This is a genomic window from Gallintestinimicrobium propionicum (genome assembly GCF_025567525.1).
Taxonomy (GTDB): Bacteria; Bacillota; Clostridia; order Lachnospirales; family Lachnospiraceae; genus Gallintestinimicrobium; species Gallintestinimicrobium propionicum.
Genome location: NZ_JAOQJY010000005.1, coordinates 41,561 through 61,145 on the forward strand (window position 1 = coordinate 41,561; position 19,585 = coordinate 61,145).

Sequence of the window (19,585 nt, forward strand, 5' to 3'; positions counted from 1 at the left end):
GCCTTTGATCTGTGCCTTTCCTTATAAAATGTCCGGAGGTTACTGTCATGGATAAAAAAAGAGCATGGTTTATCGCGATATTGTTTTTTTCAGGTCTGTGTCTGACGCTGTATCCCTTTGTCAGCAACCTGATCGCCCAGTCCCATGCAAGTCAGGCAATCGCCGCCTATGATGAGCAGGTTGCAGAGATGGATCAGGAACAGATCGACGCTGCCAAGGAAGCGGTCCGTAAGTATAATGAACAGCTCAATGCAGCGGTGGAAGCCAGTGCCATGCAGGGAGAGGATGGAATCAGCTACCTCGATCTGGTGGATGTGGGCGAGAGCATTGGCTTTATCGAAATTCCGAAAATTGACGTATATCTTCCCATATACAGTGGAACCAACGAAGATGTGCTGCAGAAGGGCGTCGGCCATCTGGCGGAGTCCTCCTATCCTATCGGCGGTACAAGCACCCATTCCGTGCTGACCGGTCATCGTGGACTGCCCAGTGCGGTTTTGTTCACGGATCTGGACAAGCTGGAGGAGGGCGATGTGTTCTATCTCCATGTATTGGATGAGGTGCTTGCTTACAAGGTAGACCAGATCAAGGTTGTGCTTCCGGAGGAAACCCAGGACATCGGGATCGTGGAAGGAAAGGATTACTGTACCCTTGTTACCTGCACGCCCTATGCCATCAACACCCACCGGCTGCTGGTTCGTGGCGAGCGGACCGAGTACATCCCGCCGGAGGAGCTGGCAGAACAGAATGCAGTGCATGAAGTACAGTCCCAGACCATCACGAAGCGGATCGTGGATGTATGGCCGTGGCTGGTTGTATCCCTGCTGATCGTGGCAGGAGTGGAGGGCTCCATCTTCCTGTTGATCGTGAAACGGCAAAGAAGCTACGGAGATGTCCGGGAAAAACGAAAGAAAGGCAAAAGGAGCAGTCGGTCATGCAACAAAACAAGGCGCAAAAAGTAATTGAAGAAGTAAAAAAAGCATTTATCGGAAAAACAGAGTGCGTGGAAAAGCTCATGACAGCCATTCTTGCCGGCGGACATGTGCTGGTGGAGGATGTCCCGGGAGTGGGAAAAACAACCCTGGCGCTGGCCTTTGCCAAGGCAATGAATGTGGCGCAGAACAGAGTGCAGTTTACACCGGATGTTTTACCGGCTGATATTACAGGCTTTACCGTATATAACAGGGAAAAGGATGGCTTCTTTTACCGTCCCGGCGCAGTCATGTGCAATATTCTTCTGGCGGATGAGATCAACCGTACCTCCCCTAAGACCCAGGCGGCGCTTCTGGAGGTAATGGAGGAGGGCAGCGTAACCGTAGACGGCGTGACCAGACCGGTACCGTCTCCCTTTCTGGTCATTGCTACTCAGAACCCTGTCGGCTCTGCCGGAACCCAGCTGTTGCCCCAATCCCAGCTGGACAGGTTCCTGATCTGCTTTGGGATCGGATATCCCGATGCCGCAGAGGAAATGGATATTTTAAAAAGCCGCCGGAGCGGAAACGGGCTGGAAGATGTACGTCCCGTCATCAGCAGTCAGGAGCTGATGGAAATGAAAAAAGAAGTCGAAGAAGTGTTTGTACACGATCAGGTATATGACTATATCGTGCGTCTGGCTCAGGCCACCAGAAACAATGACGCACTGGAGCTTGGGCTGAGTCCCAGAGGCTCTCTGGCGCTTTTGAAAATGGCTCAGGCGAGAGCCTATCGGAAAGGCCGCAGCTTTGTGATTCCGGCGGATGTTGCGGCAGAATTTCAGGATGTTGCGGCCCACAGGGTACAGCCTGTATCAAGCTCCGGAATGGATAGAGTCCGTGCAGCAGCCGTGCTGGAGCGGATCTTAAAGGAGACCCCGGCGCCTGCTCCGGAGAAAGGGTGAAGCCTTGAAGGAAAAAGCAATTTATATAGGAGCGGTCGTTCTGACTGCTATCTGGGGCGTAGCTGCTCCCGAGGGCTTTGCTCCGTTTTTGCTGGGCTTTGAACTGCTGTTGGCGCTTTCCATGTGGATTCTGGTTCAGATCCTGGCTGGAAAGGTAGAGATTGTGCCGGAGCCTGCAGAAGAGACGGTGGGGAAAAAAGAGCCCATCGTCCTTCGGGTAAAGCTGAAAAATGCTTCCCTGCTTCCGGCCTCCTGTGTGGCGGTTACCGTCGGCTGGCGGGATCTTCTGGATAACAGCACGGGCACCGTGGAAAGCATGGGAATGGCAGGTGGAAAAAGGACCGGTGTGCTGGAATTTTGTATCCCGGTGAAGTATTCCGGTGTTTACGAATTTTGGATCCAGTCGGCATCCGTACGGGACTGGCTTCGGTTATGGTCAAAGAAGCTTTTGATCACAGATAAAAAAGTGCAGGTGTTGTCCGTGCCTCTGGTACATCAGGCGGAGGAATGGATTCCTCCGGCACAGCTCGCCTCCGGCGGGGATTCGGATCAGCATTCCCAAAAAAGGGGCGGGGACGATGGATCGGAGGTATTCGAGGTTCGTGCCTATCGGGATGGAGATCCGCTGCAGAGAGTGCATTGGAAGCTGACTGCAAAGACCGGAGAAATGCTGGTGCGGGAATTCAGCCTGCCAAAGCGGGAGGTGCTTTTGCTGCAGGTGGATCTGTATCATCCGCCTCAGGAAAAGTGGGATCATTGTAAATTGGAACGGCTGCTGGAGCAGACAGCGGATTTTTGCTGGAGGCTTTTGGCGGCAGAACAGGAATATGAGGTATTCTGGCAGGCGCAGGAGCAGCTGTGCAGAATGCAGATTTCCAGAGTCCAGGAGCTGTGGGTCTTTCTCAAACGGCTTTGTCTTACCGCCACAAAGGAAGAGCTGGAGCAGAATGGAAAGCAGAGCCAAAAGCAATCTGCCGGGAAAAATAAGTATCCGGCAGAGGATCTTTTGGAAAAGGGCAGAGGCAGCGGTGTAACAGAGCCGGTAGCCGGCGGGCAGCTCTGGAAAATAGATGCAGAAGGAACAGTCAGGCAGGTGAGAGGCAATGAAGAAAGGGCAGGAGCCGGGACAGCTGGATAAAGAAGCGGTAGGCAGGATTACCTGTCGGATTCTACAGGAAGAAGAACCCGGCGGTATGCTGGTCAAAAAGCTGTGGCGGCTGGCTGGTATGCTGATCTGTCTGCTCTGCCTCACCGGTGGTCTTTGCAGCGCATTTCTCAGTGGCTTTGGAATCCGATATTTGATCCCTGTTTTTTGGATGCTTCTGATTGTCTCGGTGCTGTTCTGGATCGGGTTTTCCAGACTGCCCCTGGAAGGGGTGTATCGGCTCCTTGCAATTTTGGGAACCCTGATCGGCGTAAGTCTTTTCCTGCTGCTGCTGCAAAAGGATGTGATCGCCGGGTATATGTCTGCTGTAAACGGAGTACGCAGCCGGTTAAATGAGGCCTATGACGGTACCCTTGCCCTGTATCAGGCGTCAGCATCTGCGATGCAGATGACGGTATTTTTCGGGTTTATCCTGTTTTTGCTGGCGGGGCTGTTATCTGCCGGGATCTGTTATCGGACCAATCCGGCAGTGGTTCTGGCAGGAGAATTTCCGGTGCTGGCAGGGATCGGAATTGCCGGAGGGACACCCTCCTTTTTCAGCTTTTTCCTGATCCTGTTGGGAACTCTTGGAATGCTCAGTGCCGCCGCTGTCAGTCGGGCGGATCAAAGGGATCAGGAGAGTGCCCGTCAAGCAAGGCAGATGACAGAGCAGATGAAAAGCAGTGTCAATGTCTGGTTGCTTTTGCAGGCTGTAGTGCTGTCGCTGTTGGCGTTTGTGCTGGTGCGGCCCCTGACCAATACCCTGCTCCAGGCACAGGAGGCAGGGATGAAGACACAAAACGGTGTGCTGCAGGCAGTCTGGCAGCTGCTTCCGGCAGTTTCCGGAGGGAGGCTGAAGCTTTCCGTTGAGGGAGTCGGCGGAGGGGTATCGGATGGCACACTGACAGATCAGGATGGTTTTTATTTTGGAAAGGTACAGGCCCTGAAGGTTACGGTTTCGGAAAAACCCTCAGAGACCGTGTATTTAAAGGGCTTTATCGGCACGGATTACACCGGGACAGCCTTTGAAGAGGCAGACGGGGAGAGCTTTGTGCAGGCAGCATCCTTGTGGAAGCTGGATGGAAATGTATCCCTTGGGGTGGAAAATCTGCCCTTTCTGCGAACCTATTATGCGGAAAACGTGGTGTTTACCGGAGAGGGAGACGATGCAAAGCCGGAGCTTGCGGCAAATGCAGCCTCCTCTGCTGTGACCCTGCAGGTGGAAAATCTGGCGGCAAATCCGAATTATACCTATGTTCCCTATGGAGCATTTTTAAACGATTATTATCAGGTGCTGGGAGGCGACGGCGCACTGGCAGGTCAGAGCGTCCAGCAGGATATTTTTTCCTGTTATCCTAGAAAGCAGCTGGAGGAGGTCTTAGAGGACTGGAACGAAACAAAGCAGCAGGAAAGCACTCTGGATCAGGCGGAAAGCGCCTATGCCGCCTATGTGCAGGCACATTGCAGCAGCCTGCCGGAAAATCTCAGTTATTTGCAGGAGAAATTTGATCTGGAGCTGGAAACAAAGGAAAGTGCAGATCCAAAAGAAGCAGAAAAAAACTGGGAAAAGATCAAAACCGCAGTGGTTTCTGAGCTGGCAGGAAATTATGAATTTGTCCGGGAACCGGAGGCTGTGCCCGAGGGGAAGGACTTTGTAGAGTGGTTTTTAAAGGAATCCAAAGAAGGAAATTCCGTTCATTTTGCAGCGGCGGCCACCATGCTGCTGCGTGCCTGCGGGATGCCGGCACGGTATGTGGTGGGCTATGCAGCGCCGGCAAGTCTCTTTAAGGGACAAGAGGACGGCAGCTATCAGGCAGTTTTGGAGGATGATAACGCCCATGCCTGGGCAGAGGTCTATCGGGAAGGAATCGGATGGACCGTAGTGGAGGCGACACCGGGCTTTGCCGCCCTGGTAACAGAAAGCGATGGAGCCTCGGGCCAGAAGGAGCAGGAAGCAAACAGCCCGGACACCCCAGGGGAAGCCTTTTATCAGGAGGACACGCCAGAGGCTGAGACCCCCGGGATCGGCAGCAGAATATTCCGGGTGGTGAAAAAAGCACTGGCGGCGGTGGCTTTGACGATAGCTGCCTGTGGGATCGCAGCAGTCATCCGGCGGCATATCCTCTGTAAACGACGGAGAAGAGGCAGAAAAGGAGAAACGCTGGGGGAGCAGATCCAAAGGATTTATCGAAGCTTTGCCGCTCTGCAGAAATTCAACAAAAAAAGTGTATGCAGCTGTCAGGAGGAGCGCTTTGCAAAGCAGCTTGGAAAGAAGTATCCGGTATTTTCGGAGAAGACAGCGCAGAAGCTGGCAAATATCGTGCTGAAGGCATGCTATAGTGATCAGGGGCTGACAAAAAAAGAGTGTCAGTTTGTACTGGATTGCTATGAAAAGCTTGCAGAAGCTGTATCAAAGGAGCTGTCGCCGGCAAAGCGTCTGGTGGGAAGCCTGATCTTTTGTTTTTGGTAAAGCGGAAGGGAGAAGTGCATGAAACGAAAAATTTTGGCAATCCTTGCCATCCTTCTTGGTCTGGCAGGGCTGGGTGTCCTGTTATATCCCTCCGTCAGCAACTGGATGGAACAGGCAAAACAGCGCAGGCAGATCGCAGCCTATCAGGAAGCACAGGCGCAGATGGAGCAAAAAAGGCGGGCTGCCCTGCTGGCAGAAGCCGACCGGTATAATCAAAAGCTGGCAGAGCTTGGCATCAGCTTCGATATGCTGGGAGAGGCGGAAAAGGAGGCACTTTTGATCGACGGAAAATCCTATGATGAGCTGCTTTTGGCAGAGGACAGCGGTGTGATGGGATATCTGGAAATCGAAAAAATAAAGCTGAAGCTTCCCATTTATCACGGAGTATCGGAGGAGGCGCTGGAAGCTGGAGTCGGTCATCTGGAGGGAACCTCCCTGCCGGTTGGAGGTGAAACAACTCATGCGATTCTGTTTGGTCATCGGGGGCTTCCCTCGGCAAAGCTTTTTACCGATCTGGATCAGCTGGAGGTGGGAGATACCTTTCAGATCACGGTGCTGGATCGTGTGCTGGTCTATGAAGTGACCCAGACAGAGGTGGTGCTTCCGGAGGAGTTAAACGGTTTGACAACAGAGTCCGACAAGGATCAGGTCACACTGGTTACCTGTACGCCCTATGGAGTCAATTCCCATCGTCTTTTGATCCATGGGGAGCGGGTGCAATAGATTGCGATAGATGGTTGGAGATTGTGATAGATAGAGAACAGGAAACTTCATTGTCGGTGGGGTGCAGGAGCGTATCCGGCAGGAGAAAGGTAGGCTGCAGCTGCAGCAGAAAGTGAGGAAGAAAATGAAAGGAAGAAAAATCCGGATCAGACAAGGGATAAAGGGCTGGCTGCTTGCGCTGGCCATGGTATTATCCCTTTGCAGCGGCTGGAAGCAGGACGTCTGTGCACAGCAGAGTCAGAGCAGCTCGTCCAATTTGATGCAGGACGTAGATACGGACAAAAAAGGCTCCATCGAAATCCTTTTTGACACCATGCGGGACGAGCCCGTTGCAAATGCAGAGTTTACCCTGTATCAGGTTGCAGCAATGGTGGATCGGGGAGGATATACGGTGCTGGAGCTGACAGGCGGCTTTGAGGGCTGCGGCGTGCAGCTGAAAAACCTGACGGCACAGCAGTCCAAGGATGCTTCGGCAGCGCTTTTGGAGTATCAGAGAGCAAATCACATTTCCGGGGATACGAAAAGAACAGATGCAAACGGAAAGATCAGCTGGACAGGGCTGCAGACCGGTCTGTATCTGCTGGTTCCGGGTCAGATGCAGAAATACAGAACCGATCCGTCTCTGGTTTCGATCCCGACGAATCTGAACGCCCAGCTGCTATATGACATGTCGGTGAATCCGAAGGCCGAAAGAATTCCGGATCCGGTGTATCCGCCGGAAGAATCCGAGGAACCCTCTACGCCGGAGGTGAAAAAGCCGCCGAAAAAGACAGAGACCATCGTTACACCGGGAATCACTCCGGAGCAGAAAACACCGGAGAAGCTGCCCCAGACAGGACAGCTGCGCTGGCCGATCCTGGCACTTTCCACAGTAGGAGCAGGATTGCTGTTTCTTGGATGGTGGATTGGTCGAAAAAAAAAAGACTGTTCCAAGGCTCTGATGGGGCTTGGGATCCTTCTGGCAGCAGGAGCAGTGGGGATCTCCGCGTATAATATCTGGGATAGCAGCCGTGCCGAAGCTGCGGTGGAGGCGTCTTTAGAGGCCTATGAAGAAGAGCTGACTGCTGCGGAGCAGGAGTCGGAGGCGCTTCCTGTGGGTGAGAACAGCGGGATGACCTTTGTGGAGGCAGACGGGCTTTGCTGGATTGGCGAGCTGGAAATTCCGTCCCTGCAGCTTACGCTGCCGGTGGCGGATCCCTGGAGCTATCCGTCCTTAAAAAAAGCACCCTGCCGCTACACCGGCAGTGCAGAGGAAAATTCCCTGATTATTGCCGCCCATAATTATAAACGGCATTTTGGCAATATCGGACTTTTGCCGGAGGGCGCAACGGTGAAGTTTACAGCGGTTTCGGGCGACGTATACGAATATGAGGTAGAAAAGGTAGAAACCTTAAATCCCTATGCAGTAGACGAGATGCTGTCCGGTGACTGGGATCTGACGCTGTTTACCTGTACCTATGGAGGAAGAAAGCGTGTGACGGTCCGGTGCGGCCTGGTTGGATGAACAGACAGAGAGATGGAAAAAAGAAGCATCCGCAGAAATCAGCGGCGACAGGCTGTCAGGGTCGCTGATCTCTGCGGATGCTTTTTGAATCAGAATGTTTTGAGGATTTCAGGGAAATACAATAGAATGCACGCCATGTGAGCATTCTATTGTCATGAATAATAGAATGCACGCCATGCGAACATTCTATTGGCATGAAAAAAAGAACCTCGATCTCTCAAGGTTCTTTCTGATAATCGGAGTGACAAGACTTGAACTTGCAGAGAGTTGTGCAAAACACCTGTATTTACTGGGATATATTTGAATCGTGTTGCATTTCGTGTTGCATGCTTTCGAAATAGCTGTTTGTTTTATTCGTCATCTGACTGCGCTTATCGTCTATGGTATGTCGATAGACATTTTTTAAGACTGCGTCGCTTCCCCAGCCACCGCGCTCCATTATGTAAGCATCGGGAACTCCGATCGCGTGCATGATGGATGCGCAGTAATGGCGGCAGTCATGGAAACGGAAGTGTGGCACACCAGCATGTTTCAGAACATGATTGAAGCGCTGGGTGATCATGTTTGGATTTAGGTCTGTTATCCTGCCAGGGGCTTGAGCTTTCGGTATTTTATCTATGATAAATTCAGGATAATCGATGAAGCGATCGCCAGCATATGACTTTGGCTGTTTAATTACATATTGTCTGTTTTCATCCATTACCATGCTGCGTTGTACATGGACGCGTGTTCCGGATATATCATCATATTCGAGGGCACATATTTCCCCGCGGCGCATCGGTCCGAATGCCGCAAGCAAGATTGGAATTTCCATTTTTGAGCCTGCGGCAGCGTTCATGACCTTTTTAATATCTTCGTCCGTCGGAACGTAAAGATTTGGTCTGCGTTTTTGCGGCAAGGTTGTGTTTAGGGCAAAATTAGGGCGGTACTTGCTTAGGACAGCAGTAATCAAAGCGTGATTATCCCGGACGCTTTTAGGGGCATGGTCTTTGCTGAAAGAATTGACATGTTGCTGAATCAGATCCTGCGTAATCTGTGAGATTCGGATATTGTTAATATCATCGTAATTTTTTATACAGCGGACGTATTCCCTGATTGAACCCGGGGATAATACGGGGCGGCGCTGGTCAATATACGCAGTCAGCGCTTCTTTGAAAGTCATATCTCCTTTAAAAGAAGATTGTTTTTCCACCATAAATTGAGCTGCCTTATATTCAGCTTCCTTTTTTGTTGGTGCGGTAAAAGACGTATAGTGTCGCTTCCCATTTGCGTCGGTATAATCATAGACTTGACATCTCCACGATCCAGACGGGAGTTTTTTTGCTGTTGCCATAGTTAATCCTCCTTTTTGGGTATAAAAAATACACCTATACAGGTGCAGGAGGTTTGTGGTATAATTTCTTTTGCGTGAGAAGATTATACCGACCATCCGGTCTGCATAGTTTTCTGGGAACGCCTCGGTGTTGGTAGCACTGGGGCTTTTCTTTTTATAAATTTTTTTCAAATTCTTCTAGTTTGATGTAGTCCCATAATTTAATGCCCAGAGATTCAGCTTCAGATATAGCTTGCTTCGTAAATGAAGAATTTGTTAAAACGACGCCAATATCCTTTTTGTATAATTCTTTTCCGGTATGAGCTTGTTGGACGGCTGCATTTCCAACAGGGGATGAATAGCATTTGCATTGTATAGCGTATGTAATATCATCTTTTTCGGCTAATAAATCGATTCCATGATCTCCACTCTGCGGTGTAATTTTCACATTTTCAAAGTTATTTTTTGAAAGCAAAAAAGCGCAGTATCTTTCAAATTCTACTCCAGACATGGAAGAATTTTTATTTAGTGGAGCATATTTTTGAATATTGAATAGCTCACTCGAAAATGAAGCAGGAATGCTTTGGCTTTTAAGTTCAAATTCTTCTTTAGAAATAAGCACCTGATAGCTGTTCTTGTAGTTATCATAATGAATGATATTCATTTTTTCCATAACATTTAAGTAGTCCAGCACTTCATCAGGCTTCATCGAACCATATAGACTTTCAACGCCGGATTCGTAAAGTATTTCTCCAATACACAGGAATATTTCTTTATCAAAAACGGTATGCGGGCAGTCAAATAGACTAGGATCATATATATCTAAAAAATGTTCAAACTCATCAGAATCCATATTGATATTTTGGCTTGAATCAAGAATGCCTGCGTCAGTCATTTCTGAAATTATTCTTTTTACTTCATCCTCAGATATATGATATTCCCTCATAAGTGGAATTAACATAATTTTCTTTTGAGAAACAATTTCGCGCGCAACATCTATAAAATATAAATGCAATCCGCGAATCAATAACCGAGACGATACATAAGGCTTATCAGTATCATCAAAAGTAGCCGTTGACAAGTCGGGGAAAGCGTTTAAAATCAGTTCTGGTTCTGGTTCTGGTTCTGGTTCTGGTTCTGGTTCTGGTTCTGGTTCTGGTTCTGGTTCTGGTTCTGGTTCTGGTTCTGGGAGAGTGCTTAAAGGCTTATTATCGATGTCTGGATTGCATATAGATTCATCTTCGATAGATGGCAATGGAATGTTCCTTTTTTCTAAGTTCAGTGCATCTAAAATTTTCTTCATAAAAGTCATAAAATGTGCCCTCTTTCATTCGAGTAATTTCCTCATAACCGAGATCTGCGGATCGAAGAATACAATATAATTATCAACTTCTGTGCATACTCCGTACTTGCGCCGGTATGATTCCAGAGCATCTTTCAGAAAATCTTCTGTCACTTCCAGATAATCAGCCATTTCATAAAGTGATTTACAGCCGGCTTCAAAGGCTTTGACGATACCGATAAGACCGACACATTCATTATATGCCCATGTTCTGGCATGCAGTTCTTGTTTTATATTCGCAACCTCTTGCTGGTCGAGAATGTTTCCGGTGGTCGTATAATGATGCCCAAGTTCCTCAGCAAGGACACAAGTTTTTTCAGCAGATGTCAGATTTTTCTCAATTGCAATGTTCCCATTATAGTATAGTCCTTTAAGTCCGGACACTTCGGAGAGATTCATCTCTTTAACGGGAACTTCATTATTTTGAAGTTGCAATTTTTCATAGGTCATGAAAATCAGTCCTTTGGTCTTGCTGCAATGAGCAGCTTTTTATATTCTTCGATTTTATCAAGTTCTTCTGGAGTGAAATTCTCGCCGTCTTTGTGAGCAGCAATGGTAGGAATAGAGGGAGTTTTTGGATAAGCATCAATAATTGTTCCTGATGCTAAACTTTCAGTATCCACACCGAGTTCTCGTGTTATTTTCATTACATTAGAAATATTTGAGTTAGCTACGCCCCTTTTTAAAATACTGTCTAAAGTTGTCCAAGGCATATCTATTACTTCACAAAATTTTTTTAGACTGCCATATCTATTTATAATCATTTCCTTTATTTTGAGTTCAGTCATTTCCATCGTGATTTCCTCCTTTAATGAAAGGATACTATATAAATATCGAAAAATCAAGAGTATATAAGTATGTGCAAAAAATAATCTCGAAAAATCATAAAACTTAGATTGACAATCATGAAAATTCGTGTATACTAAAATTGTAATCACGAAAATTCGAGAAAGGAGAAAAAGAAATGTTTCCGAATTTGGATGCAGAAATGGCACGTCGGAAAATTACAAGGGCAATGCTTGCTGAACGAATTCATAAAACGCCAACCACGCTGTCGTTAAAATTAAACGGCAAAGCGCCTTTAACATTAGCCGAGTGTATAGAGATTAAAAATGAAGTAGATCCAGAGTGTACTGTGGATTATCTTTTCCAAACAGAAGAGTAGATGGGGTGAAAGAAGATGGGATATGCTTCAAAGAATGCCAAAAAGCACAATGATAGAATTTCTGACCAAGAAAAAGTTTATCACTGTGCTTATTGCAAGGGAGTTGTTCTGAAAACAGACCATTACTGTCAATATTGCGGAAAGAAATTAAGGAAACAGAGCTTTTTTGGCTGTTTCGCTCACTACATCAACGAGAAGTTGGCGAAGAGATTCACCAATAAAAGAGACGGCTTTTGAAACTCCTTTTCTATATTTGGCGACAGCAATTGGCGTAGTGGGAGTATCGGTTATCAATACAACCGAAATAACAAATGGAAAGAAAAGCGGGAGGTAACGTCATGCCAAAAACAAAAGCAATCGGTCTTTATGCGGACCGCAAAGAAGCCGTCCGGCGGGTTATCAACATCGGGTTGGCCCGCAGCGGGCTGACGGGAAGAGATCTTGACCGCCGGAACATAATCAATATAAATACCCTCACAAAAAGAAAGGCAGAGGGCGAAACAATCCGGCTGGGCGAAATATGGGCGCTGGATAAGGTGCTGCATTTTACAGATGATGAATTATTGCAGATGCTCGGGAGATGAGAAACTCATGGATGAACAGAGAAAGATCGACAAGCTTTATGAGCTGCTGGAAGAAAAAGAGCGGAAAAAGGATACCGAAGCGGCTTCGGCGCTGAGGTGGGCAATATTCGAACTGGAGAACAGGAGGTGAAAGTGAAGATGGACAAGTCTGATGTGTGTCTGATGACCGGATCTGTGCTGATTACGGCAGCGCTGATTATGTGGGAGACGTTTGGAATGATGATCACGCCGACGGTACTGACGGTCGCCGCCGGCGGCTGCTTTGTGGCAACAGTGTTGTGCGCGGCACGCGAAGAAGAATTAAGAAGCCGGAAAAGAAAAAGGCGCTGAACCGACCAAAGTGCCAGCGCCAATGAAAAAATATTACGCCTTTAGTATAAGGCGGGAATGGAGAGAATGCAATGATTAAATCACATATGGGAAGTGTAAAAGTGGAAGGGAAAAGGTCGATTGTGCTGACTGACCTTGCTGTAGCTGTACAAGCAATAATGGAAGCGTTAGTGGAAAATGGAAGTAATGGAGAAAGTGCGAAAGAAGAGATTATGCATGCGGTAAAGGTGGGAATTCGGCATGCGTCATCTGATTATGAAGAAAGCTCTGTGGAGAAGAAAATTCGGGAACTGGTAGAGGAGATTATGAAAAGCAGGGCAGAGGAAGATGTTGACAGAAAAAGAAGCTGAGGAAAAACTGCGAGGACTGGCGCAAGAATTCCAGAACCTGATGAAGCAGCGGCAGTACGGTAAGGCGAAAGCGCGGTATGAAGTGGCACGCAGCGTTGCTGTGACAATGGAGCTGTCAGAGGATATCAAAGAGGAGCTGTTCGGAGTGCGTGGCGGAAAGGGAGAGATTTTGAGAAATGGAGCATTTCCGGAAGAGTTGGTGCAGAAAGCGCTTTATGAAGCGTCAGTCAGAAATACATAAAAGAAATACATAAAAAAGAAGGACATGCGTTGGCGCGCATGTCCTAATCGTCCAGAGACGAAAATAACCTACTAAAAATATATCACTCTGTGACGAAAAAATCAAGAAAAAAGCGGGAAAATCCGCTTAAAAGCTTGGTAAAGGATATTAACGATAGGGGCACAGATGATATGGCGGTAGTGGAGAAACGGATCAAAGCTGGACGGACGGTGACAGTGTTGCAGGGGCAGCGCCGGACGGGGAGGAAAGGGCCGAGGGAGAAAAGAAAGAACGGGACGACACCGGCGCAGAAGGAAGGTAACCTCAGGCGGGCAACACAGATGCTGGGATGGCTGATGGCAGAGAATTTTAAAGATGGGGACCTACTGGTGACGCTGGATTATAAAAAAGAGAACCGGCCGGAAGGTTCTGACAGGATGCAGAAGGATTTCAAAAATTTCTACGACCGTTTAAAACGCCGCTTAAAAAAGCTGGGGATGCCGCCGCCGAAGTACATTCGCGTAATGGAAGTCGGCAAGAAGGGAGCGTGGCACCACCACCTGGTCATGCAGGAAACAGACCTAAAGCTTTTGCGGGAGTGCTGGCAGCAGGGCGGAATCCATGTAGACCCGCTCTACACCGATGGAAATTACCGGAAGATTGCGGAGTATTTTGTCAAATATGCAAAAAGGACGATGGAGACAGAAGAAAAGGAGACGAAAAAGCTCTGGTATCCGTCACAGGGATTAAAAAAGCCGACAATCGGGAAACCGAAGATGATCAAGAGCCGGGAGCTGGGGCAGATTAGAATCCCAAAAGGGTATTACTTAGACCGGGATAGTGTGCGCCGGGGCATCAGCGGCTATGACGGGCACGAGACCTTTTGCTATACGCTGGTCATGCTGCCCGGATACAGCCGGAAGCGGAAGAAAGGAGGGAAACACCATGGAAAGTAGCCCGCAGGTCAACCTGTACATAGAGACAACAGTACACGGTCCCAGGCAGCAGGGAGGCAGGTGGATGTACCTTCTGGAATTTGTTACCCGGCGGGGCGACCCTGTGACCCTATGGAAGGTTGGGGACTGGGAGGCGGAGAAGGAAAACGTGCTGATTATGCAGGCGTTGTCTACAGCGTTGGACCGACTGCGGCTGCCTTGTGTGATTAATGCCCATGCGGGCAGCAGCCAGATACGGAGCACCATTGAAAACGGATGGCTGGAGGAGTGGCAGGAGCGGGGCTGGAAGACGGCAAAAGGGCAGGATATAAAGCACAAGGATTTATGGCAGGAGATTGTGCTGAAAATGGCTCCGCATTTGGTCTTTATGCGGGCTGGCGGGCACTCATACCAGCTCTGGATGCAGGAGAAACTGAAAAAAATGGTTGAAACACCTCAAGAAACCCGTTGATGATGACGACCATGCAATATATATCACGGAATACACAGCGGGGCAGACTGCCCCGCAAGGAGGGATCGGAATGTTGTTTGAAAAATTCGGAGAATTTGACTCTGCGGAAGAATTGAACCGTGCCGCCGCCGCACAACTGGCGGAAGGAGATATCGATGCAATCTATGGCATCGCAGAAGAAAACGGAATTGACCGGGAGGATGCAGAGGACTACATAGACGGCGCAGCGCCGGAGCTGTGCACACCCATCATGGCAGCGCTTGGAAAATTAAAGGTAGAAGCAGCAGAGCTGGAGCCGCAGGAGATCATGGAGGACTGGCTGACCTATATCCGTATCCAGTGCGCGGAGCACCCGGAGACGGCGGAAGCAGTCCGGAAAAAAGAGAAGAGCCTGCGGGGGTGCATTGCGAAGCTGCTTGTATGGAGTTTTAAAAATGCAAAAAATGTGGATGAGAAGATCGTAAAGGCAGCAGGTATCAAGCAGGGCTATCCGGTCAAGCTGGGCATCCCCGGGATGGCGCGGGCGCGCCGCATCATCACGGAATACTACACGGGGGCGGGAAAATGATCGCATACAAGGGATTTGCGCCGGATTTTACCGCAAGCTTCGGGAGCGGAAAAAAGCAGTACCATGTGGGAGACGTGTTGGAGGAGGATAGCTCAAAGACGGCGCGGACAGGGATGCACTGCGCAGAGTATGTCCTGGACTGCCTGAGATGGTATCCGCTGGGAAACGGGAACCGGTACTGTCAGGTAGAAGCCAGAGGGAGCATCGATGAGGACGGATCCGTCCAGATTGCCTGTACAAAAATGCACATCGTCCGGGAACTGAATACAAAACAGATCGCATCGGCGGCATGTATGTATATGGTGAGCTTCCCGGAGCGAGACTGGAAGCGTAAGGGGAGGCTGCTGGACGTGGCGGAGGATGCTGCCAGAGGGCAGGGGGCCGGCGCGATCGCCATTGCCCGTGGGAAGGACCCGAAAGTAAAGGGGTCGGCGGGGAGTGTGCTGGCGCTGCTGAAAGAACCCAAAAAGGGGCAGTTTGAGGCGGCGAAAGTATTCGAGGTCGGCGGGGACATCCTGCCGGATGTGTGGTACGCGATCAAAAACGGAAAGGTGGTAAAAAACGAATGAAAAGACGGCTGGTATTGCGGGAAACGCCGATAAAGACCAAAAAGAAAGGGAAAGTGGTTACCGTGCAGAACGTGGAGAACATCCTGATCCTGAACATGTACCGGGATAAGGATCTGACCTGCCGATACTGTATGAACACGGACACCGGAGAATATGAGACATGGGACGCAAAGACCGGGGAGTGGTCAGTGATGAAAGCCCACCGGGCAGCAGGCGGGCTGGACTGGTACGACAACGGACGATCCGTTGAGAAAACTTTAAAGTACGACCCGCCGGAATCCCGCGCCCTGATTAAAAAGGCACTGGACGGGAAAACATGGAGGAACTGGACAGAGGGGCTTGTGCTAATCGACGATGTGGAAACAGACTACGGCAGGGATCAGAGGGAAAAGAAAGAGGAGCGCCGCATGGAGAGGGAACGCAGGCTACAGGAACGCGCCCCGAAGCCCCCGGAAGACTTCCGGGACTGGGCGTTAAAGGCAGCAGGCGGCGGGAAGCATTATCTTTTTTGGGACAAGGGGAAAAAACAATATGCCTGTACCGCCTGCGGGGGCAGGTCTGATGCCAAAAACGTGCCGGGAAAACACAATGACATGTCGGTGTGCCCTTCCTGCGGAGTGCAGGCGCAGGTCAAACGGCGGACAGGAAAGATCATGGAGCGCGGGAAGGTGTGCCTGATGCAGGATATGGGTGCAGACATGTCGGTGTGCAGGCATTTTGACATCAGGATGGAGTGGACAGCGGACGGGGAGCACGTCCACCTGTCGGAGGGCGTGCGGGTCATGCCGCTGCGAGGGCATAAAAAATACATATGCCAGATCCGGTATAACTGCTGGGGCAGGGATGATAAGGGCGTGTGCTTTGACAAAAGCAACCCAGCAAATCGTCGGATGGGGAAGTGTTACCTGTATCCACAGGGCATTCGAGAATGTCTTGTGGATACGGAATATGAGGACTGGACGGGAATCATGGAGTGGATGGCTGCCGCAGGGATCTGCGCGGACTATAACCGGATGATGGCATGCGCCGACAGACGGATGCACAGCGTGGTGGAGTATCTGGCAAAAGGCAGGTTTTACAGGCTGCTGGAAGAAACCACCGAGTGGATCAGCCTGTTTTTCTGTTCCTACAGCGGGACGCTGGACCTGGACGGGAAGACGGCGGAAGAGGTGCTGAGACTGGAGGACCGCCAGAAGATCAACCGCCTGCGGGATGCGGATGGCGGGGAAGCGATGCTGGAGTGGCTGCGCTGGTCAGAAGAGACAAAAGAGAAACTGCCGAAGGAAGCACTGGAATGGGTGCTGCAGGAAAAGGTATCGCCGGGGCAGATCCCCGGAGGAATGTCGCTGCTGAAATTTAAAAATTACATCATAAGGCAGCAGGCGGAATCCTACCCGGGAAAATCGATAAGAAGCGTTATTGAACAGCATCGGGACTATCTGAGTATGTGTCGGAGATTGGGGAAAGACCTATCTGATGAGATGGTAAGCCGGCCGCGCCAGTTAAAGCGCCGTCACGATGAGGCTGTGGAGGAGATCAGGCAGCAGGAGATTCTGGATAATATCGCACAGAACCGGGAAGCGTGGGAGAAAAAAGCGCAAGAGATGGCGGGCAAATACCCCGGCGCGGAAGATAATCTGGAAGTAGTCCGCAAGATCTACGAATACACCGGAGAAGAGTACATGGTGCTCGTCCCCCGCAGGCTGGTGGACATCGCGGTGGAAGGAAATGCGCTGCATCATTGCGCAGGCTCTTCGGACCGGTATTTTGAGCGGATCCGGAATCGGGAAACTTACGTGTTCTTCCTCCGGAAAACGTCCGCGCCGGACGTGCCGTATTACACGCTGGAGGTGGAGCCGGGCGGCACCATCCGACAGCACAGAACCTATCTGGATGAGGAGACGGGGATCGAGAATGTGCGGGGTTTTTTGCGTGAGTGGCAGAAGGTTATCAAAAAGCGCCTGACGGCATCCGAACGGGAGCTGGCAAAGATCAGCGCTGTAAAGCGGGAAGAAAACCTTCAGGAGCTGAGGGAAAAGAACAATACAAGAGTCCTGCAGGGGCTTATGGAAGATTTTATGGAGGCAGTGTGAAGTGGGAGAATTGATTGAATACGGGAAAAAGGCTCTGGAATATGGGAATTATGCGGATTTTAAGCAGACGATGGATACCGTGGTGGAGGAAGTCGAGGAAGGGTTTGTAAAGATCGGCTATCTTTTAAAGGTAGCGCGGGACACGGCGGTGCTGCAGGAATCCGGATATGCAACGGTCAATGAGTTTGCAGAGAGGGAGTATGGGTTGGACAAGTCGGCAGTATCAAGGTTTATCGCGATCAACGACCGGTTCGCAGAAGGCGGGTACGCACCGCGTCTGCAGGAACAGTACAGGGGCATGGGACGGGCAAAGCTGTCCATCATGCTGATGCTCCCGGAGTGGATCAACGAGGAGATCAGCCCGGACTATAGCAAATCTGATATTCAGGCGATCCGAGCGGAGGTGGCGGAAGAGGAAAAGACCACGGATCTCGAGATTTTGATGGAGGAGCGGGAAGACATCTACGACCGTCTGGAAAATGACCTCCAGCGGGTACTGTGGAAACTGGGGCAGGACATTCCGGCGCTGTACTGTAAGCTGTGGGAGACATACATGGGGACGGACAGCGTGGAGCAGCTGGCAAAAGAGGTCATGGAGATCATGGCGCCGGCAGGAGAAGGGATGCACAGCGCTCGTATCCACGGAGTTGGAAGGCTGATGCTGTCGCTCAAAGGTGCAGACAGAGATATGGTTTTGGTAAACGTGCGAAGCGGCGAGAAGCAGGGATATGGATGGGATGACATGGAGGCAGCGTTTGACCTGCTGATGGGCAGCGACAGCGCCGAAGAGAGCTGGGAAACCGTGTACGGCGCAGAAATGCCGGGAGTTGCACCGGTGCAACCGGAAAGCAGGAAAACGTCCCGCGTCAGCCCAGCGGTCACGGAAGAAAATAACCCGGCAGCAGGGCAGAACGGAACGAATCTGGAAGAAATTGAAACGGAATCCGAAGAAATTGAAACGGAATCCGAAGAAATTGAAACGGAAGTACCGGAAGAAATCGGGCCGGAGCGCCTGCCACGAGGGGAGCAGAAGAGGAACTCCGAAACCTGGAAAGAACCGGAGAAAAAGGAACCCCGCCACATAGAGCTGCCGCCGGAGGACGCAGTCTATACCTATCCGATGGGGACGAACATGATGACAGACATCCGGAAAGGACAGCGTTTTTTGATCCTACGCACTCATGACCCGTACCGGGTCGGAAATACAGTGCGACTGCAGCATCAGAAGGATGGGGAGCAGACCGGCGCAGAGATAGATATCAGGATAACGCACCTGATAAACGACCACGGTGGGCTGGTGCCAGGATATGTTGCGCTGCAGTTTGAGATCCTTCCAGCGCCGCCGGAAGAGATACCGGGACAGATGAGCATCGACCAGATGGGAAAAGAAACAGAAGAGGGCAGAAAGGATGAAGAAGAGAGTGAAAAAGAAGCTGACGCGGCAGCTGGAATTTACAGCGAAAGACCGGAAAGCGATACATAAGCGTGATAATGAAACCTGCGTCTTCTGCGCGGCCGGATATGAGCCGCCGGAAGACCCGGCCTACTGCCGGACGGCACTGCAGATCATGCATATCGTCCCGCGTTCTCAGCTGGGGATGGGAGTGGAGCAGAATGGAGTGCTTGGGTGCGTCTGGCACCATCAGATGCTCGATAACGGGAATCTTGATAACCGGAAGGAAATGATAAGGATGCTTGAAAAGCGGATGCGGCGGATGTATCCCGGATGGACGCGGGAAAAGGTCATATATCGGAAAGACAGCGTAAATGAAAAAAAGCATTTGTCTGCAGATTGGGGTGATGCCGGGAAAGAGATTGAAAAAGTACAGCCAGGCAGCAGGACGGTACCGCCGGAAGGATTTGTGTTTTGGGAAACAAAGGAGGAAGCGCAGGATGTTACCAGTAAAAAAATTGAAACCGGGAGATAA

At 50.2% G+C, this 19,585-nt stretch carries 24 protein-coding genes; 19 read left to right on the forward strand and 5 right to left on the reverse strand.

Features of this window, described 5'->3' with window-relative positions:
- Positions 1-47: 47 nt before the first annotated feature.
- The 6 genes from OCV62_RS05070 to OCV62_RS05095 all read left to right on the forward strand — a co-directional run bounded on the left by OCV62_RS05070 (position 48) and on the right by OCV62_RS05095 (position 7,717).
- Entirely contained in the window at positions 48-962 is a 915-nt protein-coding gene (locus tag OCV62_RS05070; protein ID WP_021914714.1) for a class C sortase, read from the forward strand.
- Positions 935-1,876, forward strand: coding sequence for an AAA family ATPase (locus OCV62_RS05075; protein ID WP_118496027.1), 942 nt, complete (start codon positions 935-937; stop codon positions 1,874-1,876). Before OCV62_RS05070 ends, OCV62_RS05075 begins: the two co-directional genes overlap by 28 nt.
- Before the next feature lie 4 nt (positions 1,877-1,880).
- Positions 1,881-3,014 (forward strand): DUF58 domain-containing protein, encoded by a 1,134-nt coding sequence (locus tag OCV62_RS05080; RefSeq protein WP_262585454.1) that lies wholly within the window; start codon positions 1,881-1,883, stop codon positions 3,012-3,014.
- Positions 2,980-5,490 (forward strand): transglutaminase TgpA family protein, encoded by a 2,511-nt coding sequence (locus tag OCV62_RS05085; protein WP_262585455.1) that lies wholly within the window; start codon positions 2,980-2,982, stop codon positions 5,488-5,490. Before OCV62_RS05080 ends, OCV62_RS05085 begins: the two co-directional genes overlap by 35 nt.
- Before the next feature lie 18 nt (positions 5,491-5,508).
- Positions 5,509-6,213, forward strand: a complete 705-nt coding sequence (locus OCV62_RS05090; RefSeq protein WP_262585456.1) for a class C sortase — start codon at positions 5,509-5,511, stop codon at positions 6,211-6,213.
- Between the two features lie 124 nt (positions 6,214-6,337).
- Entirely contained in the window at positions 6,338-7,717 is a 1,380-nt protein-coding gene (locus tag OCV62_RS05095; protein WP_262585457.1) for a sortase domain-containing protein, read from the forward strand.
- A gap of 286 nt (positions 7,718-8,003) precedes the next feature.
- Here the strand turns inward: OCV62_RS05095 and OCV62_RS05100 are convergent, their stop codons facing one another.
- From OCV62_RS05100 to OCV62_RS05115, 4 genes are all read right to left on the reverse strand, one after another.
- Entirely contained in the window at positions 8,004-9,050 is a 1,047-nt protein-coding gene (locus OCV62_RS05100; protein WP_262585458.1) for a site-specific integrase, read from the reverse strand.
- A gap of 154 nt (positions 9,051-9,204) precedes the next feature.
- Positions 9,205-10,341 (reverse strand): restriction endonuclease, encoded by a 1,137-nt coding sequence (locus OCV62_RS05105; protein ID WP_262585459.1) that lies wholly within the window; start codon positions 10,339-10,341, stop codon positions 9,205-9,207.
- Between the two features lie 15 nt (positions 10,342-10,356).
- The gene (locus OCV62_RS05110) at positions 10,357-10,821 is read right to left on the reverse strand and encodes an ImmA/IrrE family metallo-endopeptidase (RefSeq protein WP_262585460.1); all 465 of its coding nucleotides are present in this window, start codon (positions 10,819-10,821) and stop codon (positions 10,357-10,359) included.
- 5 nt (positions 10,822-10,826) lie between these two features.
- Positions 10,827-11,165 carry a hypothetical protein gene (locus OCV62_RS05115; RefSeq protein WP_262585461.1) on the reverse strand — a complete coding sequence of 113 codons (339 nt, stop codon included), beginning with the start codon at positions 11,163-11,165 and terminating at the stop codon, positions 10,827-10,829.
- 170 nt (positions 11,166-11,335) lie between these two features.
- Here OCV62_RS05115 and OCV62_RS05120 point away from each other — a divergent pair, with 170 nt between their 5' ends.
- Positions 11,336-11,536 carry a helix-turn-helix transcriptional regulator gene (locus tag OCV62_RS05120; RefSeq protein ID WP_262585462.1) on the forward strand — a complete coding sequence of 67 codons (201 nt, stop codon included), beginning with the start codon at positions 11,336-11,338 and terminating at the stop codon, positions 11,534-11,536.
- A 147-nt stretch (positions 11,537-11,683) separates the two neighbouring features.
- On the opposite strand, the gene OCV62_RS18650 is transcribed toward OCV62_RS05120, so the two are convergent.
- Entirely contained in the window at positions 11,684-11,830 is a 147-nt protein-coding gene (locus OCV62_RS18650) for a DUF2321 domain-containing protein (RefSeq protein ID WP_416822284.1), read from the reverse strand.
- 44 nt (positions 11,831-11,874) lie between these two features.
- Between OCV62_RS18650 and OCV62_RS05125 the strand changes: the two genes are divergently transcribed.
- The 12 genes from OCV62_RS05125 to OCV62_RS05180 all read left to right on the forward strand — a co-directional run bounded on the left by OCV62_RS05125 (position 11,875) and on the right by OCV62_RS05180 (position 19,585).
- A complete protein-coding gene (locus OCV62_RS05125) occupies positions 11,875-12,120 on the forward strand; it encodes a hypothetical protein (RefSeq protein ID WP_262585463.1) in 246 nt (81 codons plus the stop codon).
- Positions 12,121-12,127: 7 nt separating this feature from the next.
- Positions 12,128-12,250, forward strand: a complete 123-nt coding sequence (locus tag OCV62_RS05130; protein ID WP_262585464.1) for a hypothetical protein — start codon at positions 12,128-12,130, stop codon at positions 12,248-12,250.
- A gap of 2 nt (positions 12,251-12,252) precedes the next feature.
- Positions 12,253-12,450, forward strand: coding sequence for a hypothetical protein (locus OCV62_RS05135; RefSeq protein ID WP_262585465.1), 198 nt, complete (start codon positions 12,253-12,255; stop codon positions 12,448-12,450).
- Between the two features lie 71 nt (positions 12,451-12,521).
- Complete coding sequence (locus OCV62_RS05140; protein ID WP_262585466.1) at positions 12,522-12,800, forward strand: hypothetical protein; 279 nt, start codon at positions 12,522-12,524, stop codon at positions 12,798-12,800.
- A complete protein-coding gene (locus OCV62_RS05145; RefSeq protein ID WP_262585467.1) occupies positions 12,778-13,041 on the forward strand; it encodes a hypothetical protein in 264 nt (87 codons plus the stop codon). The genes OCV62_RS05140 and OCV62_RS05145 overlap by 23 nt, the downstream gene beginning before the upstream one ends.
- 89 nt (positions 13,042-13,130) lie before the next feature.
- On the forward strand, positions 13,131-13,976 hold the full coding sequence (locus tag OCV62_RS05150) for a rolling circle replication-associated protein (RefSeq protein WP_262585468.1): 846 nt from the start codon (positions 13,131-13,133) through the stop codon (positions 13,974-13,976).
- Complete coding sequence (locus OCV62_RS05155; RefSeq protein ID WP_262585469.1) at positions 13,966-14,427, forward strand: RNase H family protein; 462 nt, start codon at positions 13,966-13,968, stop codon at positions 14,425-14,427. Before OCV62_RS05150 ends, OCV62_RS05155 begins: the two co-directional genes overlap by 11 nt.
- 70 nt (positions 14,428-14,497) lie before the next feature.
- Positions 14,498-14,995 carry a hypothetical protein gene (locus OCV62_RS05160; protein WP_262585470.1) on the forward strand — a complete coding sequence of 166 codons (498 nt, stop codon included), beginning with the start codon at positions 14,498-14,500 and terminating at the stop codon, positions 14,993-14,995.
- The gene (locus OCV62_RS05165; protein ID WP_262585471.1) at positions 14,992-15,564 is read left to right on the forward strand and encodes a DUF7666 domain-containing protein; all 573 of its coding nucleotides are present in this window, start codon (positions 14,992-14,994) and stop codon (positions 15,562-15,564) included. Before OCV62_RS05160 ends, OCV62_RS05165 begins: the two co-directional genes overlap by 4 nt.
- Entirely contained in the window at positions 15,561-17,657 is a 2,097-nt protein-coding gene (locus OCV62_RS05170) for a PcfJ domain-containing protein (RefSeq protein ID WP_262585472.1), read from the forward strand. The genes OCV62_RS05165 and OCV62_RS05170 overlap by 4 nt, the downstream gene beginning before the upstream one ends.
- Position 17,658: 1 nt before the next feature.
- Positions 17,659-19,140: a hypothetical protein gene (locus OCV62_RS05175; protein ID WP_262585473.1), complete on the forward strand. Its 1,482-nt coding sequence runs from the start codon at positions 17,659-17,661 to the stop codon at positions 19,138-19,140.
- Complete coding sequence (locus tag OCV62_RS05180; RefSeq protein ID WP_262585474.1) at positions 19,067-19,585, forward strand: HNH endonuclease; 519 nt, start codon at positions 19,067-19,069, stop codon at positions 19,583-19,585. The genes OCV62_RS05175 and OCV62_RS05180 overlap by 74 nt, the downstream gene beginning before the upstream one ends.